The sequence below is a fragment of the Paenibacillus camelliae genome, from assembly GCF_023715345.1.
In the GTDB taxonomy this organism is placed as follows: Bacteria; Bacillota; Bacilli; order Paenibacillales; family Paenibacillaceae; genus Pristimantibacillus; species Pristimantibacillus camelliae.
The window spans coordinates 132,330-148,363 of record NZ_JAMBNY010000005.1 but is presented as its reverse complement, the minus strand read 5'-3'; the positions used below and the strand labels follow the sequence as shown (position 1 = coordinate 148,363).

The window sequence follows — 16,034 nt, the reverse complement described above, 5'->3', positions numbered from 1 at the left end:
CCTATGCTCATGCTTAGTTGTCGTTGTGCCATTGCTTAAACAATGCAAGAGATTCATGAGATTGATTTATTTATTCGTTTTAGAGGAAGCCTGCAATTCCTGTACTTCCATATCTGTTAGCTTGCGATCATAATACAGCTTGAACACGATGTCTTGGTTATAATTACCGAACCCGCTGCCAAACAAGGTAACGCCCCCAACATTCTCTGCATCCTCGAGAACAGAGATTCTAAACTTCCACTGCGTTATTTCCAGATCAAGATCAGATAGCTTGACCTCGGAAATTTTCGTTCCATCTATAAAAGTACCCTCTTGGTTAATTTTTAGCACCTTGAGTAGTCCGTATTGGTTAATTTCGTCCCACCACCAATCAGGTGTATAACGTCCACGCTGCTTGTCGCCACCAAAGTCACCAGGACTCGTCCACATTCCAAGATCGATTCCATTCAAATTAAACGTAATATCCGACGGCCAGTTTTCGTTAGCAAAGGGTGCCTCAGACGAGATTTCCATTGAGATTTCCAGCTCAACAGGGATCTCATTTTTATTCAAATAGTTGGCTAATCGATACTCAACATAGCCTTGACCGAACCAAAGAATTTTCGCATTTACTCGCTCTGGCTCAAGAAATGCACGAGGTTCATCGAACATTCCAATCACCTTTACTGTAGTTGCTAATCCGCAAGTTGGTGTAACCTCAAAATCAGTGTAGTGACCGACCGAAACTTCCGTCACGTGGCAGTCACGATATACGCTTTCAACCTTCGGCGGAAAAATAATTTCGATAGAATCGGTAACTAGTGTACATACCTTCTTAGCGCCACCCTTACCTGGTTGCATGGAAGACTTAATAATGCCTGCACGCTCAAGCTTTTTCACATGCATCGTCATAATCGCACTACTTAATCCCATAGCATCAGCAAGCTCTTTTATATTCATGGATTTCACTGCCAACAAACGAATCATCTCGATACGCACATTACTTGCCAACGCCTCATACACGGGCAAGGAATGCTGTGAAATGTCTATTTTCATATTAACCACCCTATTAATATACTTATTAACAATAATAACATAATTAAGTATAACATAAATCATTTCTTTGTAGTTCTTTTTGAGCATATGTCCAATTTGTTATGTATCAGCAGGTTAAAACAAACAACAGACTATATTTTTCTATTCTGTCTGTCATCCTTCGCTACTATGTAAATCAATTTAACTATATAATGCTGTAATAAAGAAACAGATCGCCGTAATAAACGATAAAGGTGTCATTACAAGCTTTTCTTTTTTACTTTTAGAAATAGCATTCATAGCGGTATTAATAATGAGATAAAACGCAAAGAAGTAACATGCGCCTTTAGCAAATGAAGCTATTGCTTCAATAGAAATCACGTGACCTGCTTGGAGTATACAGAGGATGGCAAACAACTGAACAAATACCGAAATTACAATAGCAAATCTCATATTTTTCGGCATGACTTTGTGCTTCCCGCCCATTGCTAGCTCCCCATATGGTAAACCTAAAGCTAACAGTATGTACAATATAGCAACTGCGAAAAACAATATGCTTCCAATCCATGCTGCTATCATATTAACCTCCTAAAAAGTGGATATGTTAAGCACAGTCTTACTAATTGATTACTTATTTGGGACTACTGGAGCCAATTGATCTCAATTCTCGTTAACTTACTTGCGACTGGAGCGCATAGTTCTCAGCTCTCTTCTTGACAACTTACTTGCGACCGAACGCATAGCTCTCAATTCTCGTTAACTTACTTGCGATTGGAGCACATAGTCCTCAGCTCTCTTCTCGACAACTTACTTGCGACTGAACGCATAGTCCTCAATTCTCGTTAACTTACTTGTGACTGGAGCGCATTGCTCTCACATGCTTCATCCTTTCATCATTCTTTAATGCGTGATACTCAGCGGAATCAACCGCATATAATGCCAGCTTTCCTTCGGCATTGTGATGTATTCCCCAGCCATAACGCTTACCTAGGGCTGAGGTTCGAAGGCACGGTTGACCTTTAGAAAAGAACTTTTCCCGTTCTTCCTCTCTACGCTCAACGGGAATGTTGTTGCGATGGGCATATACCTCGAATAATACGTCCTCTTGTGTATACGTGTAAGGCTGTTCAGCTATCATTTCATATTGAAGCACTGCAATGGTTTTCGTAGTTTCATCTTTTGCTACTGGAATTTGTCCAGCCGTCACTGGACAATCCTCTGCAACTTCAACAAACATATTGTAGTGATTGTGATCCTTTCTCATTCTAGCTCCTCCTTCTAATTCGTTACTTTGTTAACACCAATATAAAGCTATTGTTGTTCTTCTATTTCATTACCATTGTAGGCACTTCACTTGGTGCCTATTTACCAACTACAGCACACGATTTTCTTGCTCATCTATTCATACCACTTCACATACTTTTTTCTTGACCATCTATCCCTACCACTGCACACGCTTCTCTTGACCATCTATCCCTACCACTGCACATGCTTCTCTTGACCATCTAATAGAAAGCTTACACCGCCATTGCGATTACTCCCGAAAGAAGCTTGTTCTGTAGGCTTACTCTCAAAGGTCATCGAGTATGTAGCGCCCGATCTAGGCTCTAGAGTCACTTGCCTATACTGAATTTCAATAGCGGGGTAATCACTTGTTCGTTCATACACTCTCTCCAATATTGGTTTTATGTTTACCACTACCTTTTCCTTTCCGTAATTAAATAACTGAATCGTACAACGATACGATACAATCCCTTCATTTGTCGTATAGCTGCAGCGATAATCTTTTTTCGAATAATCAAGTACGGCTAATCCAGTGTCGTTTACATGTACAAGCATTAGCGCCCACTTTGTCACGAGAGGAAAAAGTATAAACAATAATATACAAGCGACTACGACTTTTCTTGCCACTTTATTATATTTTTTTCTAAAGTGACGAATTACAAGATTGCCGCATAATAAGGTTAAGATCAACCCTAATACGACTGAATAATGTAAGCCCTGATCTCCTCTACTCCACGCTGGAAGTCCAAACCATCGAAAGATATGATCCCCAAAATTCAGTCCACGATGGTCAACCATAAGAAATAACAACGAAATGAATAGCAACATACTATAAATCCATGCCTTTCTTCTCCACACCAACGAGCACCCCTCCTTGTAGATGAAAACTTAAGCATATCCATGTCTGTTTCTCTATATATCCATAAACTAACCCTATATTGAAGTCATCGATTGTATAGTTACATTTGAAGACATATGTTGTAATGTGTGTCCCCTAGACCAAAAAACACCTACCTCAGATGTTTGATCTAGGTAGGCGTTTTGTAAGTGTATTCTATGTAATTATTTCTTCCTCAAAAATTGATCTAGCTTCATCCATGTTTCTGTTATGCCTGTAACGAGCCCCATTTTTAGCACGGAGTCTAGCTCTTCCTGAGAAGGATAACGAGCCTCGCTTTTTACACGTGTAAATTTCGCTTGATCCTCAAACTCTAACACAACGATCGATTCTGGAAGACTTGGATCGATCTCGCCAGCCTCATTCGAGAAGCAATCTCGGTACACGATGCGATTCGGCTTGTCCATCTCGACATAGATCGCTTTCCCCCAGGATTGTTGCCCTACGTACTCCTTGCTTTTGTCCGTGCACGTCATGCAGAAATGCCAATATCCGTCTGGCTTTGCATCAATCTCACAAAAGGTTAGCTCCCAACCGTTCGGGCCCCACCATTCTTTAAGCTGCTCAGGATCAATAAAAGCTTGGAACACTTCCTCCCGTGAAGCTGGAAATACTTGCTCTAAAAACAACGATTGCCCTTTAACCTTAGAGCTAATCTTACCTAGCTTTGCTCTCGAAAACATCTATTCATCTCCTCTTAGACGTATATGCTAATCCCATCATAACGAATAAGGTGAGGTTAACGCAAATGGTATGTTATATGACTGCTCGAAATTCGGCTACAAAAACTGCTAGAGCTAGATTGATACTGCTGCAGACGGGTTTGGGTGGTTTTTCATATAAAATGCGGTGGTTGTGCGATACTCGATGGTTTTTGGCTGGTTTTTCATACAAAACGTAGTGGTTGTGTGCTACTTTGATGGTTTTTGGGTGGTTTTTCATATAAAATGCGGTGGTTGTACGATACTTCGATGGTTTTTGGGTGATTTTTCATACAAAACGTAGTAGTTGGGCGCTATTTCGTGTGCTTTGGGTGGTTTTTCATACAAAACGTAGTGGTTGTGCGATACTTCGATGGGTTTTGGGTGGTTTTTCACACAAAAAGTGGCGGTTGTACGCTATTTCGTGTGTTTTGGGTGGTTTTTCATATAAAATGCGGTGGTTACTCGCTATTTCGAGCGTTTTGGGTGGTTTTTCATATAAAATGCGGTGGTTGAGCGATACTCAATGGTTTTTGGGTGGTTTTTCATATAATACGCGCTGGTTACTCGCTTTTTCGAGCGTTTTGGGTGGTTTTTCATATAAAATGCGGTGGTTGTGCGATACTCGATGGTTTTTGGGTGGTTTTTCATATAAAGCGCGCTGGTTACTCGCTTTTTCGAGCGTTTTAGGTGGTTTTTCATACAAAGCGTGCTGGTTACTCGCTTTTTCGAGCGTTTTAGGTGGTTTTTCACACAAATCGCGCTGGTTACTCGCTACTTCGAGTGTGTTGGGTGGTTTTTCACACAAATCGCGTCAATCCAGTGCTTCTACGAGCTTTTTATATGTTTTTTCACACAAATACGCCCCGGCTACACGCTACAACAATACGCACACATCAACATATGTCCTCGTACCGCACTGCATTCGTACGCTCTAACTCACGTAGAAAAGCACCGCCAAAGTTCATGTTCGGCGGTGCTTTTTACAATATCTCACCATGCTATGTCAACTCAATTAGCCGAGCTACTTTACCTTGGGGCATCGTTACTGTCAGCTCCTGCTTTTCAGCATTCCAGCTAAGCTCGCTGCCGTGTTGCTCTGGATAAGCAATGCGAATATCACTGGACTCGAAGCCTCTTCCAGCTAACGGAAGAACGACAGACTGTGCCTCCCCTCTCACTCGCCAAACAGCGATGAAGCTGCGCTCCTGATGTCTGAGCCCAACACTCACCCATTCCGATTGATGATCAGGCAATCCAAGTGGCCAGAATGGAATAGCTTCCTTAATAAGCGGACGGATCTCTTTATAGTAATCTAGCGCTTCCTTCACGAGAGCAAGTCTAGGCTTGCTGAGCTCCGCTAAATGTCCACTTTGATGAACACGCAGCAGCAATGCATTGACCATATTGAAGATGACTTCTTCATCATCTCCTTCACGTAAAGGGTAGGACCAAACTGCCGCCTGCTCTGGCGTCAGCACAGCAGATGCGCCTGCCGCAATCGTTGCATAGTTAACATAATCCTCTTGATCACTAGTCGATTGAATGCTGTAGCGGCTAAGCATTGCATAATCCATTCGCATACCGCCCGACGAACAGTTTTCAATAACGAGTTCAGGGTACTTTTCGAAGGTTTGATCTAGCCAGTTCAGATAGGCGCGATTATGCTCCAGTAAGCCAGCACCTACACTATCGGCACCGGTTTCTGTCCCTATGCCCGCATTAATGTTGTAGTCCATTTTAATGTAGCCGACTCCATATTGTTCTACGAGTCTAGTAATCACTTCATTCGCATGCTCGATCACTTTTGGATTGCGGAAATCAAGCTGATAACGGCTTCGATCCTTCACTATCTTACCGTGACGCATAAAGAACCAGCTATCATCCGTCTCTTCAAGCTTCGGACTATGAATGCCCATGACCTCGATCTCAAGCCACAGTCCGGGAATCATACCTTTATCGCGGATGTAATCCAGCACGTACTTTATTCCTTCAGGGAAACGTTCAATAGAAGGCAGCCACTGACCAACTCCATCCCACCATTCGCCAGGGGCGTACCAGCCTGCATCGATACAGAAATACTCACAGCCAACCTCTGCCGCAGCATCAATGAGCGGCAGCAGCTTCTCTGTAGTCGGCGCTCCCCATAAACAGTTCATATAGTCGTTAAATATGATACGTAGCAGCTCATTATCCTCGTTAGGGCGACGTATGCTTCTGCGGTATTGCGTAAGCTCCGCTACACTTTCCTCGAAACCGCCTTCGACTATACCAAAGGATACAGGCACTGACGTAAAGCTTTCGCCAGGCTCTAGCTTCTCCCACCAATGATTGTCATGCTCGTTCGGCCCTCCGACTAGCAATGACAGCTGATCCACTTGATCGGTGAGCTCCCAATGCCACGAGCCGTTATGCTCGATCTGCCAGTATAGAGCTGTGTTGTTCTCTTTATTCTCCAGCACCGCCATTGGCACCGTTTCTGCACAGGACCATGAACCTGTGTTGCTGAACGCTAATCGCTTGGAGCCGCGATCTGCCAGATGGTTCAAGCCTAGCTCAGGCAATGTATAGCTTTGCCATTGCAGCTCACTTTGCCAGCCGCTATGCGCAATATACAGCTTAAGCTTATCGCTCCGATCGAGGCTGCCTTCCTTGCCGAATCCTGTAAATGCGAGGGATGAAATATATTCTAGAGCAACCCCTTCACTGCCCGAGTTGAGTACAGTAGACCAGCAGCGTATAGTCTTTCCATAGAATTGATAATGCTGCTCTACAGTAATGGCTGTTACAGGATCATATAGCGTAATTACTAGCTTTCTTCCTTGTGCATTACGGCTATCCTCATGTGAACGGTAGATGAGTCTTAGCCCAGGAAACGAAGCGCGATGTGAGCGACCATGATACTCTGCACGATCCTCTCCTGTCAGCTGCAGCTCTAGCATGCGATAGCCCGCAATCTTATCCTTAGGGATCAGCTCCATGTCCAGTTGAGAGGTGCCGATATGAAGAAGCGTAACATCTCCTTCTTCAGATACACGAAAGACAAGGTGCAAGCCCTGCTCTTCTACCGTAATCATTTGTTCCTTCATTATATAATTCCCCTCCACTACTAATAATGTTTTACTAAGTGATGGCACAAGAAGCCACTATGTTTACAGGATACTTGTCTCGATAAACTACACTAATTACCACCAGGCGTAACTACTCGCCAATTATTACGCACTTAACAAGTTAGATACACGCTACTTACTTCACTTTTTATCATACCTAGATACACGTTACTTACTTCACTCTTTACGATACCTAGATACACGTCATTTACTTCATTTTTACCACGCCTAGATACAACAATGACTCAGCACAATCGTACTGAGTCATTGTTTTTTAGAGCTGCTGGCGCAGCCTACTCATTTAGCTAGCTATTATTGTGCGGATGAGCCGAATTGAATCCAAGCTTTTTGAATTTCATCGATCGCTTGATCTTTAGATTTGCTTTGACCGATATACGCCTGCATTAGCTCACCGAATTTTTGATGGAATGTATCCAAAGAGTAGTTAACGGACAATTCACCAGATTTACCTGCTTTCAGAATCTCATCCATTTGCTTCGGCATATCAAGATCTGGAAGCGGAGCATCTTTAATTGGTGGAATTACACGCGCTACTTCAGAGAACCAGCTCTTACCGTAGTCAGAAGTGTACAGCCAGTTAAAGAACTCGATTGTTTCGTTTACTACTTTAGAATCCTTGTTAATGCGAAGCGCTTGGTCAGCACCTGTTGCAATTGTTGCTTGCTCTGGTTTGTCGCTTACAGGATAGCCTGCGATTTGAATGTTCATATCTGGAGTAATCTTTTTGATTGCTTCCTCATCCCAAGCACCTTTACCTGTTAGGAATGCAGCTTCACCTGTAGCGAAGTCACTCACTTGTGCATTGCTGTCACGCTCAAGCGGCTTGTTCGTACCATGTGTAACGGTTTTGTCGATAAACTCAAAGAAGTTGTTGTAAAGTACTGAATGCTCTTGGAACGTTGTTGTACCAGCGATAAATTGGTTAACTAGCTCCTGTGCAGAAATTCCAGCATCCTCAGCAGCTGCATTTACATAGTGTTGGAAGATATGCTTCCATACCCACCATTCCTTATAAGCATTCGCGAACGGTGTAATACCAGCAGCTTCTAGCTTAGCAATAGCATCGTCCATCTCAGCAATCGTCTGTGGAATTTCAGTTACGCCCGCTTGATTAAGCAGATCCATATTAGCAACCAAGCTCATTAGATTCCCTTTTACAGGCAATCCAAGCACACGGCCGTCAGTTGATGTCATGCTTGTACGAACAGCATCTGTCATCGCTGCCGCTAGCGGCTCATTTGTCAAATCAGCGCTATATTCAGCAAATGTATCGATGTCACCGCCTGCTGTTGTTTGGAACACATCTGGCGTTTGTCCAGAAGAAATTTTAGATTTTAGTACAGTGTTGTAGTCGGCTTGCATAATTTCAAGGTTAATCGTTACGTTCGGCTTAACCTTTTTGTATTCTTCGATATAAGCGTTAAATGCTTCGGTATACTCTGGTGAAGCGGTAAACATGTTGATCGTTACCTTTGCATCTCCAGCTCCGTCTGGGTTGTTAGTGTTCGCTGCGGAATTGTCATTGTTGCTGCTTCCACATGCGGATAGCAGACCTACAGCTAGCACCAAGCTTAAGGCCAGCGAGGAAAATTTCTTAAACATTTGAATGCCCCCAATCAAAAATGTTATGTTCTTTACACCTTCATTCTAATGAAATTTCATTCAGCAAAAAATGTATATAAGTGAAGAAAAAAGGGTAAAAAAGTGTTCGATCAGGATACATTTCACTTTTTCACAGTTTCGGCTCTAGTGACTGACGATACTCAGAGGGCGTCATATTGAACCGATTGCGAAAGGCCTTGCTGAAGTAATTATTATCCTTATAGCCTAGCATATCGGATATTTCCTGCACCTTGAGCTGCTCATCTGCCAGCAGCTCCTTCGCCTTCTCCATGCGCACATGCTGCACATACTCATGAATTCCTCTTCCATATTGCTGCTTGAAAAGCTTCATCAAATACTCTCGGCTTAAGTAATACTTCTCTGCAAACATCGTGACTTTAATATCCTCGTAATAATACTGATCAATATACTTCTTAATATCTTGAATCTTAAAGCTAGTATCCTGCTGCTGCTCCTGGTCGATCATTTCCTTATACCCCTGCACAAGCTGCTGCAGAATAGAGCCCAGCTGCTCGGTATTGGAATAATCTCCATCGATGCCAAGCACACGAAGCGGTTCATCTGCTCCAATAGGCAGCTTCGAAGACGCTACACCGAATTCCATCGCTACGTCATTAAACATAATGATCATCTCTTCAAGCAGCTTCTCTGACTGTCCGAGTGTAAACTGCTCTGCTTTCTCTAGCTGCCCAGCGAGGTATTGATAGAAGGATTGCATCGCTCTGCCCGCTTCCGATGCCTGCTTTAGCTGGTTGAGACGTGTAAGCACAGACTGATAATCTGACGTATTCCCTTCCAGCGCATCGTCACTTTTCATCACAGCTCCACTATTGTATTCACGCTTTAGATCATACTTCATCACTGCACGCTTTGCTTGATCAAAGCTAACGGTTAGCTCTTGAATATTGTGAACTGGAGAGCCTATGCCAATAACAACCTCTAGCTGGAATAGCTCTCTGAGCGTTGTACTGAGCTTATTCATTTGATGATAGAGCTTGTAGAGCATATCCTCACGATAGCTGCCCTCAAATGTTAGGATCGTAATAATATCCCGCTCTCGCTTCGGATTAGCGAAGCTGAAGCTTTGAAAATAGCTTGATGTAATATCGTGGACAATATTCGTCACTGCAAAATGAAGCAGATCAATATCCTCCTTAAAGCGTCGCTTCGCCAGCTGCTTCATGTTAAGCATATAGATCGAAACTGCTGCCAGTAGCTGATTGGGTTGATCAGCACCGATAAGCTTTACTAGGTCCTCATTGTAGTACCTCGTATAGCTGCGATCAATAAGCGATAAATACAGCTTCTCCTTCAGCTTCGGCAATGACATGTTCAGCGTAATGTTTTGATGAATGCTTTCTTCTTCCTCTTTCCGTCTCGCTTCCATTAGATCGACTGCTTTGCGCAGTGATTGATTGAGCTCCTGACGATTGATCGGTTTTAGCAGATAGTCAACAACTCGCGATCGTATCGCTTGCTTCGTGTATTCAAAATCATCGTAGCCGCTTATTACAATCGTAAGCAGCCTTGGGTACTTTCGCTCTAGCTCCTGCAGCAGCTGCTTGCCATTCATTTCAGGCATTTTCATATCGATGAGTGCTATGTCGATTGAGTGCTGGGCAAGAAGCTCTAATGCTGCCTTGCCGTTATTCGCTTCATATATATGGGAGACTCCAAGCTCCTCCCATTGTCCCAAAATTTTAATGGCTTCACGAAGCGGCTCTTCATCATCAATAATGATAACGTTAATCATTTCCCCTGTTTCCTCCTCTTGTCAGTATAATGATCATTCTCGTGCTGTTCTCATCACTTTCTATCTCTAGCCTTGACTCATTGCCGTAAAGCAGCTTAAGACGAGCATTTAAGTTAACTAAGCCAATGCTTTCCTGCTTATATAGCGCTTCCTCCCAGTCCTGTGCAAGCCAGTGTCTAATTTCCGCTAGCTTCTCCTGCTCGATAGCAGGACCGTTATTTTCTACCGTTATCGTCACGTGATGCTCCTCTGAACGTACGGAAATGTTTATGGTAACAGGAGTTGATACCTTCTCCAGTCCATGCTTGACCGCATTTTCCACCAGTGTTTGAATAGAAAGCTTCGGTACATCGATTGTCGTTAACGCTTCTGGCACATCCATATTAACGATTAAGCGCTCGCCGAATCGAGCCTTTTGTATCGCTAAATAATGACCGATATGCTTCAGCTCCTCTTGTGCTGTAACAATATCACTTCCGCTTATACAATATCGAAGTGACATGGCGAGTGAATCGACCATGTCGACGATTTCCAGCTGTCCATTCTTCAGAGCTTTAGTGGAAATAGCCTGCAGCGCATTGTACAGGAAGTGAGGGTTGATCTCCGCCTCTAACGCTTTCAGCACTGCGTTTTTTTCAGCGAGCTTCAGCTTGTACCGTTCATTAATAAGCTCATTTGTCCGACGAACCATCGAATTGAAACGGTGCGAGATATATGCCAGCTCGTCCGTGCCGACTACCTCTAGTGTTGCATCAAAGTCCCCTGCACTAAACCTTTTCATTTGCGTGGACAGTCGAATGAGCGGCTTTGTAATATGACTAGCAAATATGAACACTAGTAGGACAGCCAACACGAGAAAGCCAATCCCGATCAGTAAGCTGAATTGCAAACTTTGCTTCGCGCTCGCATTGATCTGAGTATAGGGGATTTGCTTAATGAGCTTCCAGCCTTCCTTATCCCCAATGTTGTAAATCACCAAATACTTATGATCGTCTATCGTATATGAGTATTGTCCATCGTGCTCATCGGTCAGTGCATCGATCACTTGATGATCAACCAATTGCATATATGTGTCCTGATTGCTTGCCATAAACAGCTCATTCGTCGGACTCAGCCAGAACAGCTGCTCATCTCCTTCAATCGGAATATCCTTTACAATATCATCAAAAACGTTGCGATTATAGTAGAAAGAAATGACGGCCTGTGGCGTTCTGGTCGCTATAGAGCGCATCACACGATGGTAAGCGAAGTAGCCTTCCTCCGCACGTGCTTGATAGCTGTCCTCAATCGTTGTAAATTCAAGTGATTGATAGGAACGATTGAACTGGCTCTGCAATGCTTCTTCATACCACGGCTGCTCGATTGGACTTGTGTCCTCATGTGTCGATATCGTAATGTCGTTGCGTAGACGCTTCACCTCGTAATATTTCCCAGAGTTAAAAAGATATAAATAAATGCCCTCCAGATCCATCTCGTTATAGAAAATGCTTCGCAAGTATTCCTCTATAAGCATTTTCGAGGAGTAGCTTTCCGCTTCATGCACGAATGCATAGCTTAGCTCGTCAAAATTACTTTGAGGCAGCGATCTCTTTTCCATCTCCTTCACGTAGTCCTCCAGATTCTGATTAACAAGCTTTAAGTTGTTCGAGGTACTGGAAATACTATGACCGATCGCTTCTTTTTGCAGCATCTGATAGGAGATTAGCGTTAAGCTGCCTACCACTAAAATAATAATTGCTGAAAACAATAGGTTGAGCTTGTTCACAAGTCGGCCAGTTGCCCATTCATGCAATCTCTTGATGCTTCTCATACGTCATGACCTCCTGTTTTCATACTTTAACGTTGGTTCACTTTTTTACCCTTAACTGATAATTAAAATCCATTTAGCCGCTCAAGACTGCTCTCTATAATAAGTAATATAACGTTATCATGCAACGAACTACAAGAAAGAAGGTGCCTTATGTTCAAGTTTTTAGGTAGAAAAGGGAATGACAAGCTAGAATTTGGACTGTTCACTATACCAGTCATCATCTGTATTGCTGTCGCCTTCTATATTCCATTTTTTATGACGATTCGTTACTCCTTAATGGAATGGAACGGGATATCTAGCTCTCCAAAATTTGTTGGACTAGAAAACTATAAGCAGATTTTTATGGGCGATGCGAACTTTGCTCAAGCATCATGGTTTACGATTAAATATACGGTGCTTTACATTGTTCTGATCAATGTGATCGCCATCCTGCTTGCACTATTACTTAATATGAAGCTAAAAACAACGACATGGCTGCGCGCTGCATTTTTTATACCGTATATTTTAAGTCTAGTTATCGTTGGTTTCATCTGGAAATTTATCTTCATGCAAGGCTTCGAGTCTCTAGGTAAAAGTACAGGCTGGGGCATTTTCGAGCTAAGCTGGCTAGGTGATCCAAAGCTCGCCTTTATCTCCATACTGCTTGTATCGATATGGCAATCCGTCGGCTTCTATCTTGTTATCTATATCGCTGGCTTGCAATCCGTGCCGGACGATCTGAAGGAAGCTGCTGTAGTTGATGGAGCTGGACCGATCCGTCGCTTCTTCAACATTACATTACCATTGCTCGCACCCTCGATTACGATAAGTGTATTTATGGCACTAACAAACTCGATTAAAGTATTTGATGTCATTCTATCCCTTACTGCTGGTGGTCCTGGTGGAACGACTTACAGTGTTGCGTATGATATTTATCGCGATACGTTCCAGAACAACCTATTCGGCTATGGTACAGCAAAGGCAATTGTTCTGTTCGTTGTCGTCTTGGTCATTACCATTATTCAGCTTACATTGTTCAAACGCAGGGAGGTTGAAGCATAATGAAAAACCGGAAAACGATTGGCAGAATCATACTAGAAATCGTTATGTTTCTTGCATCACTGCTGTTTCTATACCCATTATTCTTGGCAATCAACAACTCTTTCAAATCATTCGGTGAAGTGATGCGCGATGTTATTGCGCTGCCGGAGAAATTAATGCTCGAGAACTACTCCTATGTATGGAAGTTTATCGATTACCCAAAACTGTTCACGAACAACCTTGTGATTACCGTGCTTGGCCTAGCAGGTATTGTGTTCGTGTCATCGATTGCAGCCTATAAGCTCGCACGTACGAAATCTCGTTGGAGCATTCTAATCTACATGCTGTGTATTATGCCAATGCTCATTCCATTCCAGTCCATCATGCTTAGCGTTGTGCAGCTGGCGAATCAGTTGAATTTGTCTGAAAGCACGGTTGGTCTTGGATTGCTGTATTGGGGCTTTGGTGCTCCACTTGCGGTGTTTATCTACCATGGCTTCGTGAAGGGGATTCCAAAAGAAATTGATGAAAGTGCAACGATTGACGGTGCATCAGGCTTTAGATTGTATTTCTCCGTTATCTTCCCGTTGCTTAAGTCCGTAACAACGACAATTGTTATTATTGACGTCATGTGGATCTGGAACGACTTCCTGCTTCCATTGTTGCTCGTAAACGGCTCTCCGGATACTAAGACGTTAACGCTAGCTGCCTATACCTTCGTGGGTCAATATACTTCTGACTGGCAGTATGCGATGACAGCTATGGTTATGGCGGTGCTTCCTTCGATTGTCGTGTTTATGTTCCTGCAAAAGTATATCGTTAAGGGCGTTGTAGCAGGCGCCGTTAAAGGGTAAGTTCATGCTTCTCTCTCTTGTAAGCAGCGCTCCGTAGATGGCGAGGTTACAGTTGCTGTTGTCAGCGCTCCGTAGATGGTGAGGTTACAATTGCTGTTGTCCTCTGATTTCTAGAAGTGAATCAAATGTAGAAATCAGAGGACAAAGGCAACCGCTTCGCTTTTCCACTCTCACCATTACTCCGCTGTAGCTCTTTGTGGGTGTTGCTTCGTTGTATTACCTCTCTATAAACTTCGCTGGGGTGTGTTAGTGGGGTGTGGTACGTTGTGCGTAGTAACTCGCACCATCTACTCCGCTGGGGTGTCTACGTGGGTTTACACTTCAAGGTGATACTTTACATTAACCTTATATATAGCGGACTACATTGAACAGGCTTTTTCTATAATGAACTCAAGGATACAAGTCGATATAGTAGCTAGGTCTTCCTATAGACCTAGCTGCTTTTTTGTAGCACAAATAACAATGCAAAGAGGTGAAATGGATGGATATCGCAGCAGCATCAGTCTCCAACAGCCTAGCTTCTGTTAAGCAGGAAGTTTCAGTTAGCTTGTTGAAAAAATCATTGGATCAGAATAAGGACATGGCTTCCCAGCTGATCACTAAAGTGCTAGAAGGTAGTCTTGATCCTAATCTGGGGAACAAGCTTGATATTCGCGTGTAATAGTAAGCTGTAGCGGGAGCGTCTCAATCAATTGATTGGGCGCTCTTTTTCTCTATATACGACTCTTGTTAAAATGGGCTAGCTAGACAAGTAAGAACGTATTGACAATATTTCTCTCTTATGATTAACTATATATGAACATGTGTTCATATATAGTTAATAGTAACAACAACTAATAAATTTATAAGTAATTAATCGATCTATTGGGTCTCATATCATACATGATACAAACAAGACTAACCAACACTATTACAATGATCGATTGATTGAGGAGGAAATGATATGTCAGAAGAACATCGACATCACAGCAATCAATGTCACGATAATCATAGTCACAGCCATAGCTCTCACAATCACCATAATCACAGCCATCATGGATTGCATCATCATCATGGACCTGTGGACGGCAACCGTACTGGACTCATTATTGCACTAGTTATTACAGCAGGTATTATGGTGCTAGAGTTTGTAGGAGGATTGCTGACAAATAGTCTAGCCTTGCTATCGGATAGCGGTCATATGCTTAGTGATAGCAGCTCACTGTTATTTAGCCTCATTGCATTTAGCTTAGCAGCAAAGGCAGCTACACCTAAGCGCACCTTCGGCAATCATCGTTTTGAGATACTGGCTGCTTTGCTGAATGCTGTTACGTTATTTATTGTCGCTGCATTCATTATTATGGAGGCGATCGAGCGGTTTAGCGCTCCCCCTACTGTTGCTAGTGGAACGATGATTTGGATTGCTTGCATCGGTTTGTCGGCTAATCTACTATCTGCATATTTTCTTATGAAAAAAGGGGATGTCGAGCATAATCTGAATATGCGCTCCGCTTACCTGCACGTAATTGGCGATGCGCTTGGCTCAATCGGAGCAATTGTTGCAGGGATCATTATGCTTAGCTTTGAGTGGTATTACGCTGATCCTATTATTAGCGTTATCGTAGCCCTTCTCATTCTGCGCAGTGCTTGGGGCGTATTGAAGCAAAGCTTGCATATCTTAATGGAAGGAACACCATCGTCAATCGATCAGCAGGCTGTACTTGAAAAGCTGTCTAATTTGCCTCATGTTATTGACGTGCATGATCTGCATATCTGGACGATAACGTCGAATATGGATTCGCTTAGCTGTCATCTTGTCATAGAGGATGAGGCCGACCAGCAAGCGGTACTACGGAATGCGATTAAGCTTGTGGAGGAGCAATTCGGGATCTCGCATAGCACGTTTCAAATTGAAACGTCAGTGATGGTGCATGAGCCGTGTCCTGTTTGATGGCTCCGTAATCGGT

General features: G+C 43.1%; 14 protein-coding genes. 4 read left to right on the top strand and 10 right to left on the bottom strand.

Translation table 11 applies throughout. The features are described from left to right. Window positions 1–66: 66 nt before the first annotated feature. The 10 genes from M3180_RS11365 to M3180_RS11320 form a co-directional block, all read right to left on the bottom strand. On the bottom strand, window positions 67–1,035 hold the full coding sequence (locus M3180_RS11365) for an ArsR/SmtB family transcription factor (protein ID WP_251667581.1): 969 nt from the start codon (window positions 1,033–1,035) through the stop codon (window positions 67–69). A gap of 180 nt (window positions 1,036–1,215) precedes the next feature. Continuing rightward, window positions 1,216–1,593 (bottom strand): hypothetical protein, encoded by a 378-nt coding sequence (locus tag M3180_RS11360; RefSeq protein ID WP_251667580.1) that lies wholly within the window; start codon window positions 1,591–1,593, stop codon window positions 1,216–1,218. 268 nt (window positions 1,594–1,861) lie between these two features. Next, window positions 1,862–2,278 (bottom strand): DUF6157 family protein, encoded by a 417-nt coding sequence (locus tag M3180_RS11355; protein WP_251667579.1) that lies wholly within the window; start codon window positions 2,276–2,278, stop codon window positions 1,862–1,864. 212 nt (window positions 2,279–2,490) lie between these two features. Further along, on the bottom strand, window positions 2,491–3,159 hold the full coding sequence (locus tag M3180_RS11350) for a hypothetical protein (protein ID WP_251667578.1): 669 nt from the start codon (window positions 3,157–3,159) through the stop codon (window positions 2,491–2,493). Window positions 3,160–3,360: 201 nt separating this feature from the next. Beyond that, complete coding sequence (locus M3180_RS11345; RefSeq protein WP_251667577.1) at window positions 3,361–3,879, bottom strand: SRPBCC family protein; 519 nt, start codon at window positions 3,877–3,879, stop codon at window positions 3,361–3,363. A 541-nt stretch (window positions 3,880–4,420) separates the two neighbouring features. After that, entirely contained in the window at window positions 4,421–4,705 is a 285-nt protein-coding gene (locus tag M3180_RS11340) for a hypothetical protein (protein ID WP_251667576.1), read from the bottom strand. A gap of 193 nt (window positions 4,706–4,898) precedes the next feature. Then, a complete protein-coding gene (locus M3180_RS11335; protein ID WP_251667575.1) occupies window positions 4,899–6,986 on the bottom strand; it encodes an alpha-galactosidase in 2,088 nt (695 codons plus the stop codon). Window positions 6,987–7,319: 333 nt separating this feature from the next. Next, a complete protein-coding gene (locus tag M3180_RS11330; protein ID WP_251667574.1) occupies window positions 7,320–8,630 on the bottom strand; it encodes an ABC transporter substrate-binding protein in 1,311 nt (436 codons plus the stop codon). Window positions 8,631–8,760: 130 nt separating this feature from the next. Then, on the bottom strand, window positions 8,761–10,404 hold the full coding sequence (locus M3180_RS11325; protein ID WP_251667573.1) for a response regulator transcription factor: 1,644 nt from the start codon (window positions 10,402–10,404) through the stop codon (window positions 8,761–8,763). Further along, window positions 10,397–12,214, bottom strand: coding sequence for a sensor histidine kinase (locus M3180_RS11320; protein ID WP_251667572.1), 1,818 nt, complete (start codon window positions 12,212–12,214; stop codon window positions 10,397–10,399). Before M3180_RS11320 ends, M3180_RS11325 begins: the two co-directional genes overlap by 8 nt. Before the next feature lie 150 nt (window positions 12,215–12,364). On the opposite strand from M3180_RS11320, the gene M3180_RS11315 reads away from it, so the two are divergent. The 4 genes from M3180_RS11315 (at window position 12,365) to M3180_RS11300 (ending at window position 16,018) form a co-directional block, all read left to right on the top strand. Next, window positions 12,365–13,255, top strand: a complete 891-nt coding sequence (locus M3180_RS11315; RefSeq protein WP_251667571.1) for a carbohydrate ABC transporter permease — start codon at window positions 12,365–12,367, stop codon at window positions 13,253–13,255. Then, window positions 13,255–14,088: a carbohydrate ABC transporter permease gene (locus M3180_RS11310; RefSeq protein WP_251667570.1), complete on the top strand. Its 834-nt coding sequence runs from the start codon at window positions 13,255–13,257 to the stop codon at window positions 14,086–14,088. Before M3180_RS11315 ends, M3180_RS11310 begins: the two co-directional genes overlap by 1 nt. Before the next feature lie 481 nt (window positions 14,089–14,569). Then, window positions 14,570–14,749 carry a YjfB family protein gene (locus tag M3180_RS11305; protein ID WP_251667569.1) on the top strand — a complete coding sequence of 60 codons (180 nt, stop codon included), beginning with the start codon at window positions 14,570–14,572 and terminating at the stop codon, window positions 14,747–14,749. 282 nt (window positions 14,750–15,031) lie between these two features. Next, window positions 15,032–16,018, top strand: coding sequence for a cation diffusion facilitator family transporter (locus tag M3180_RS11300; protein ID WP_251667568.1), 987 nt, complete (start codon window positions 15,032–15,034; stop codon window positions 16,016–16,018). The last annotated feature ends 16 nt before the right edge of the window (window positions 16,019–16,034 follow it).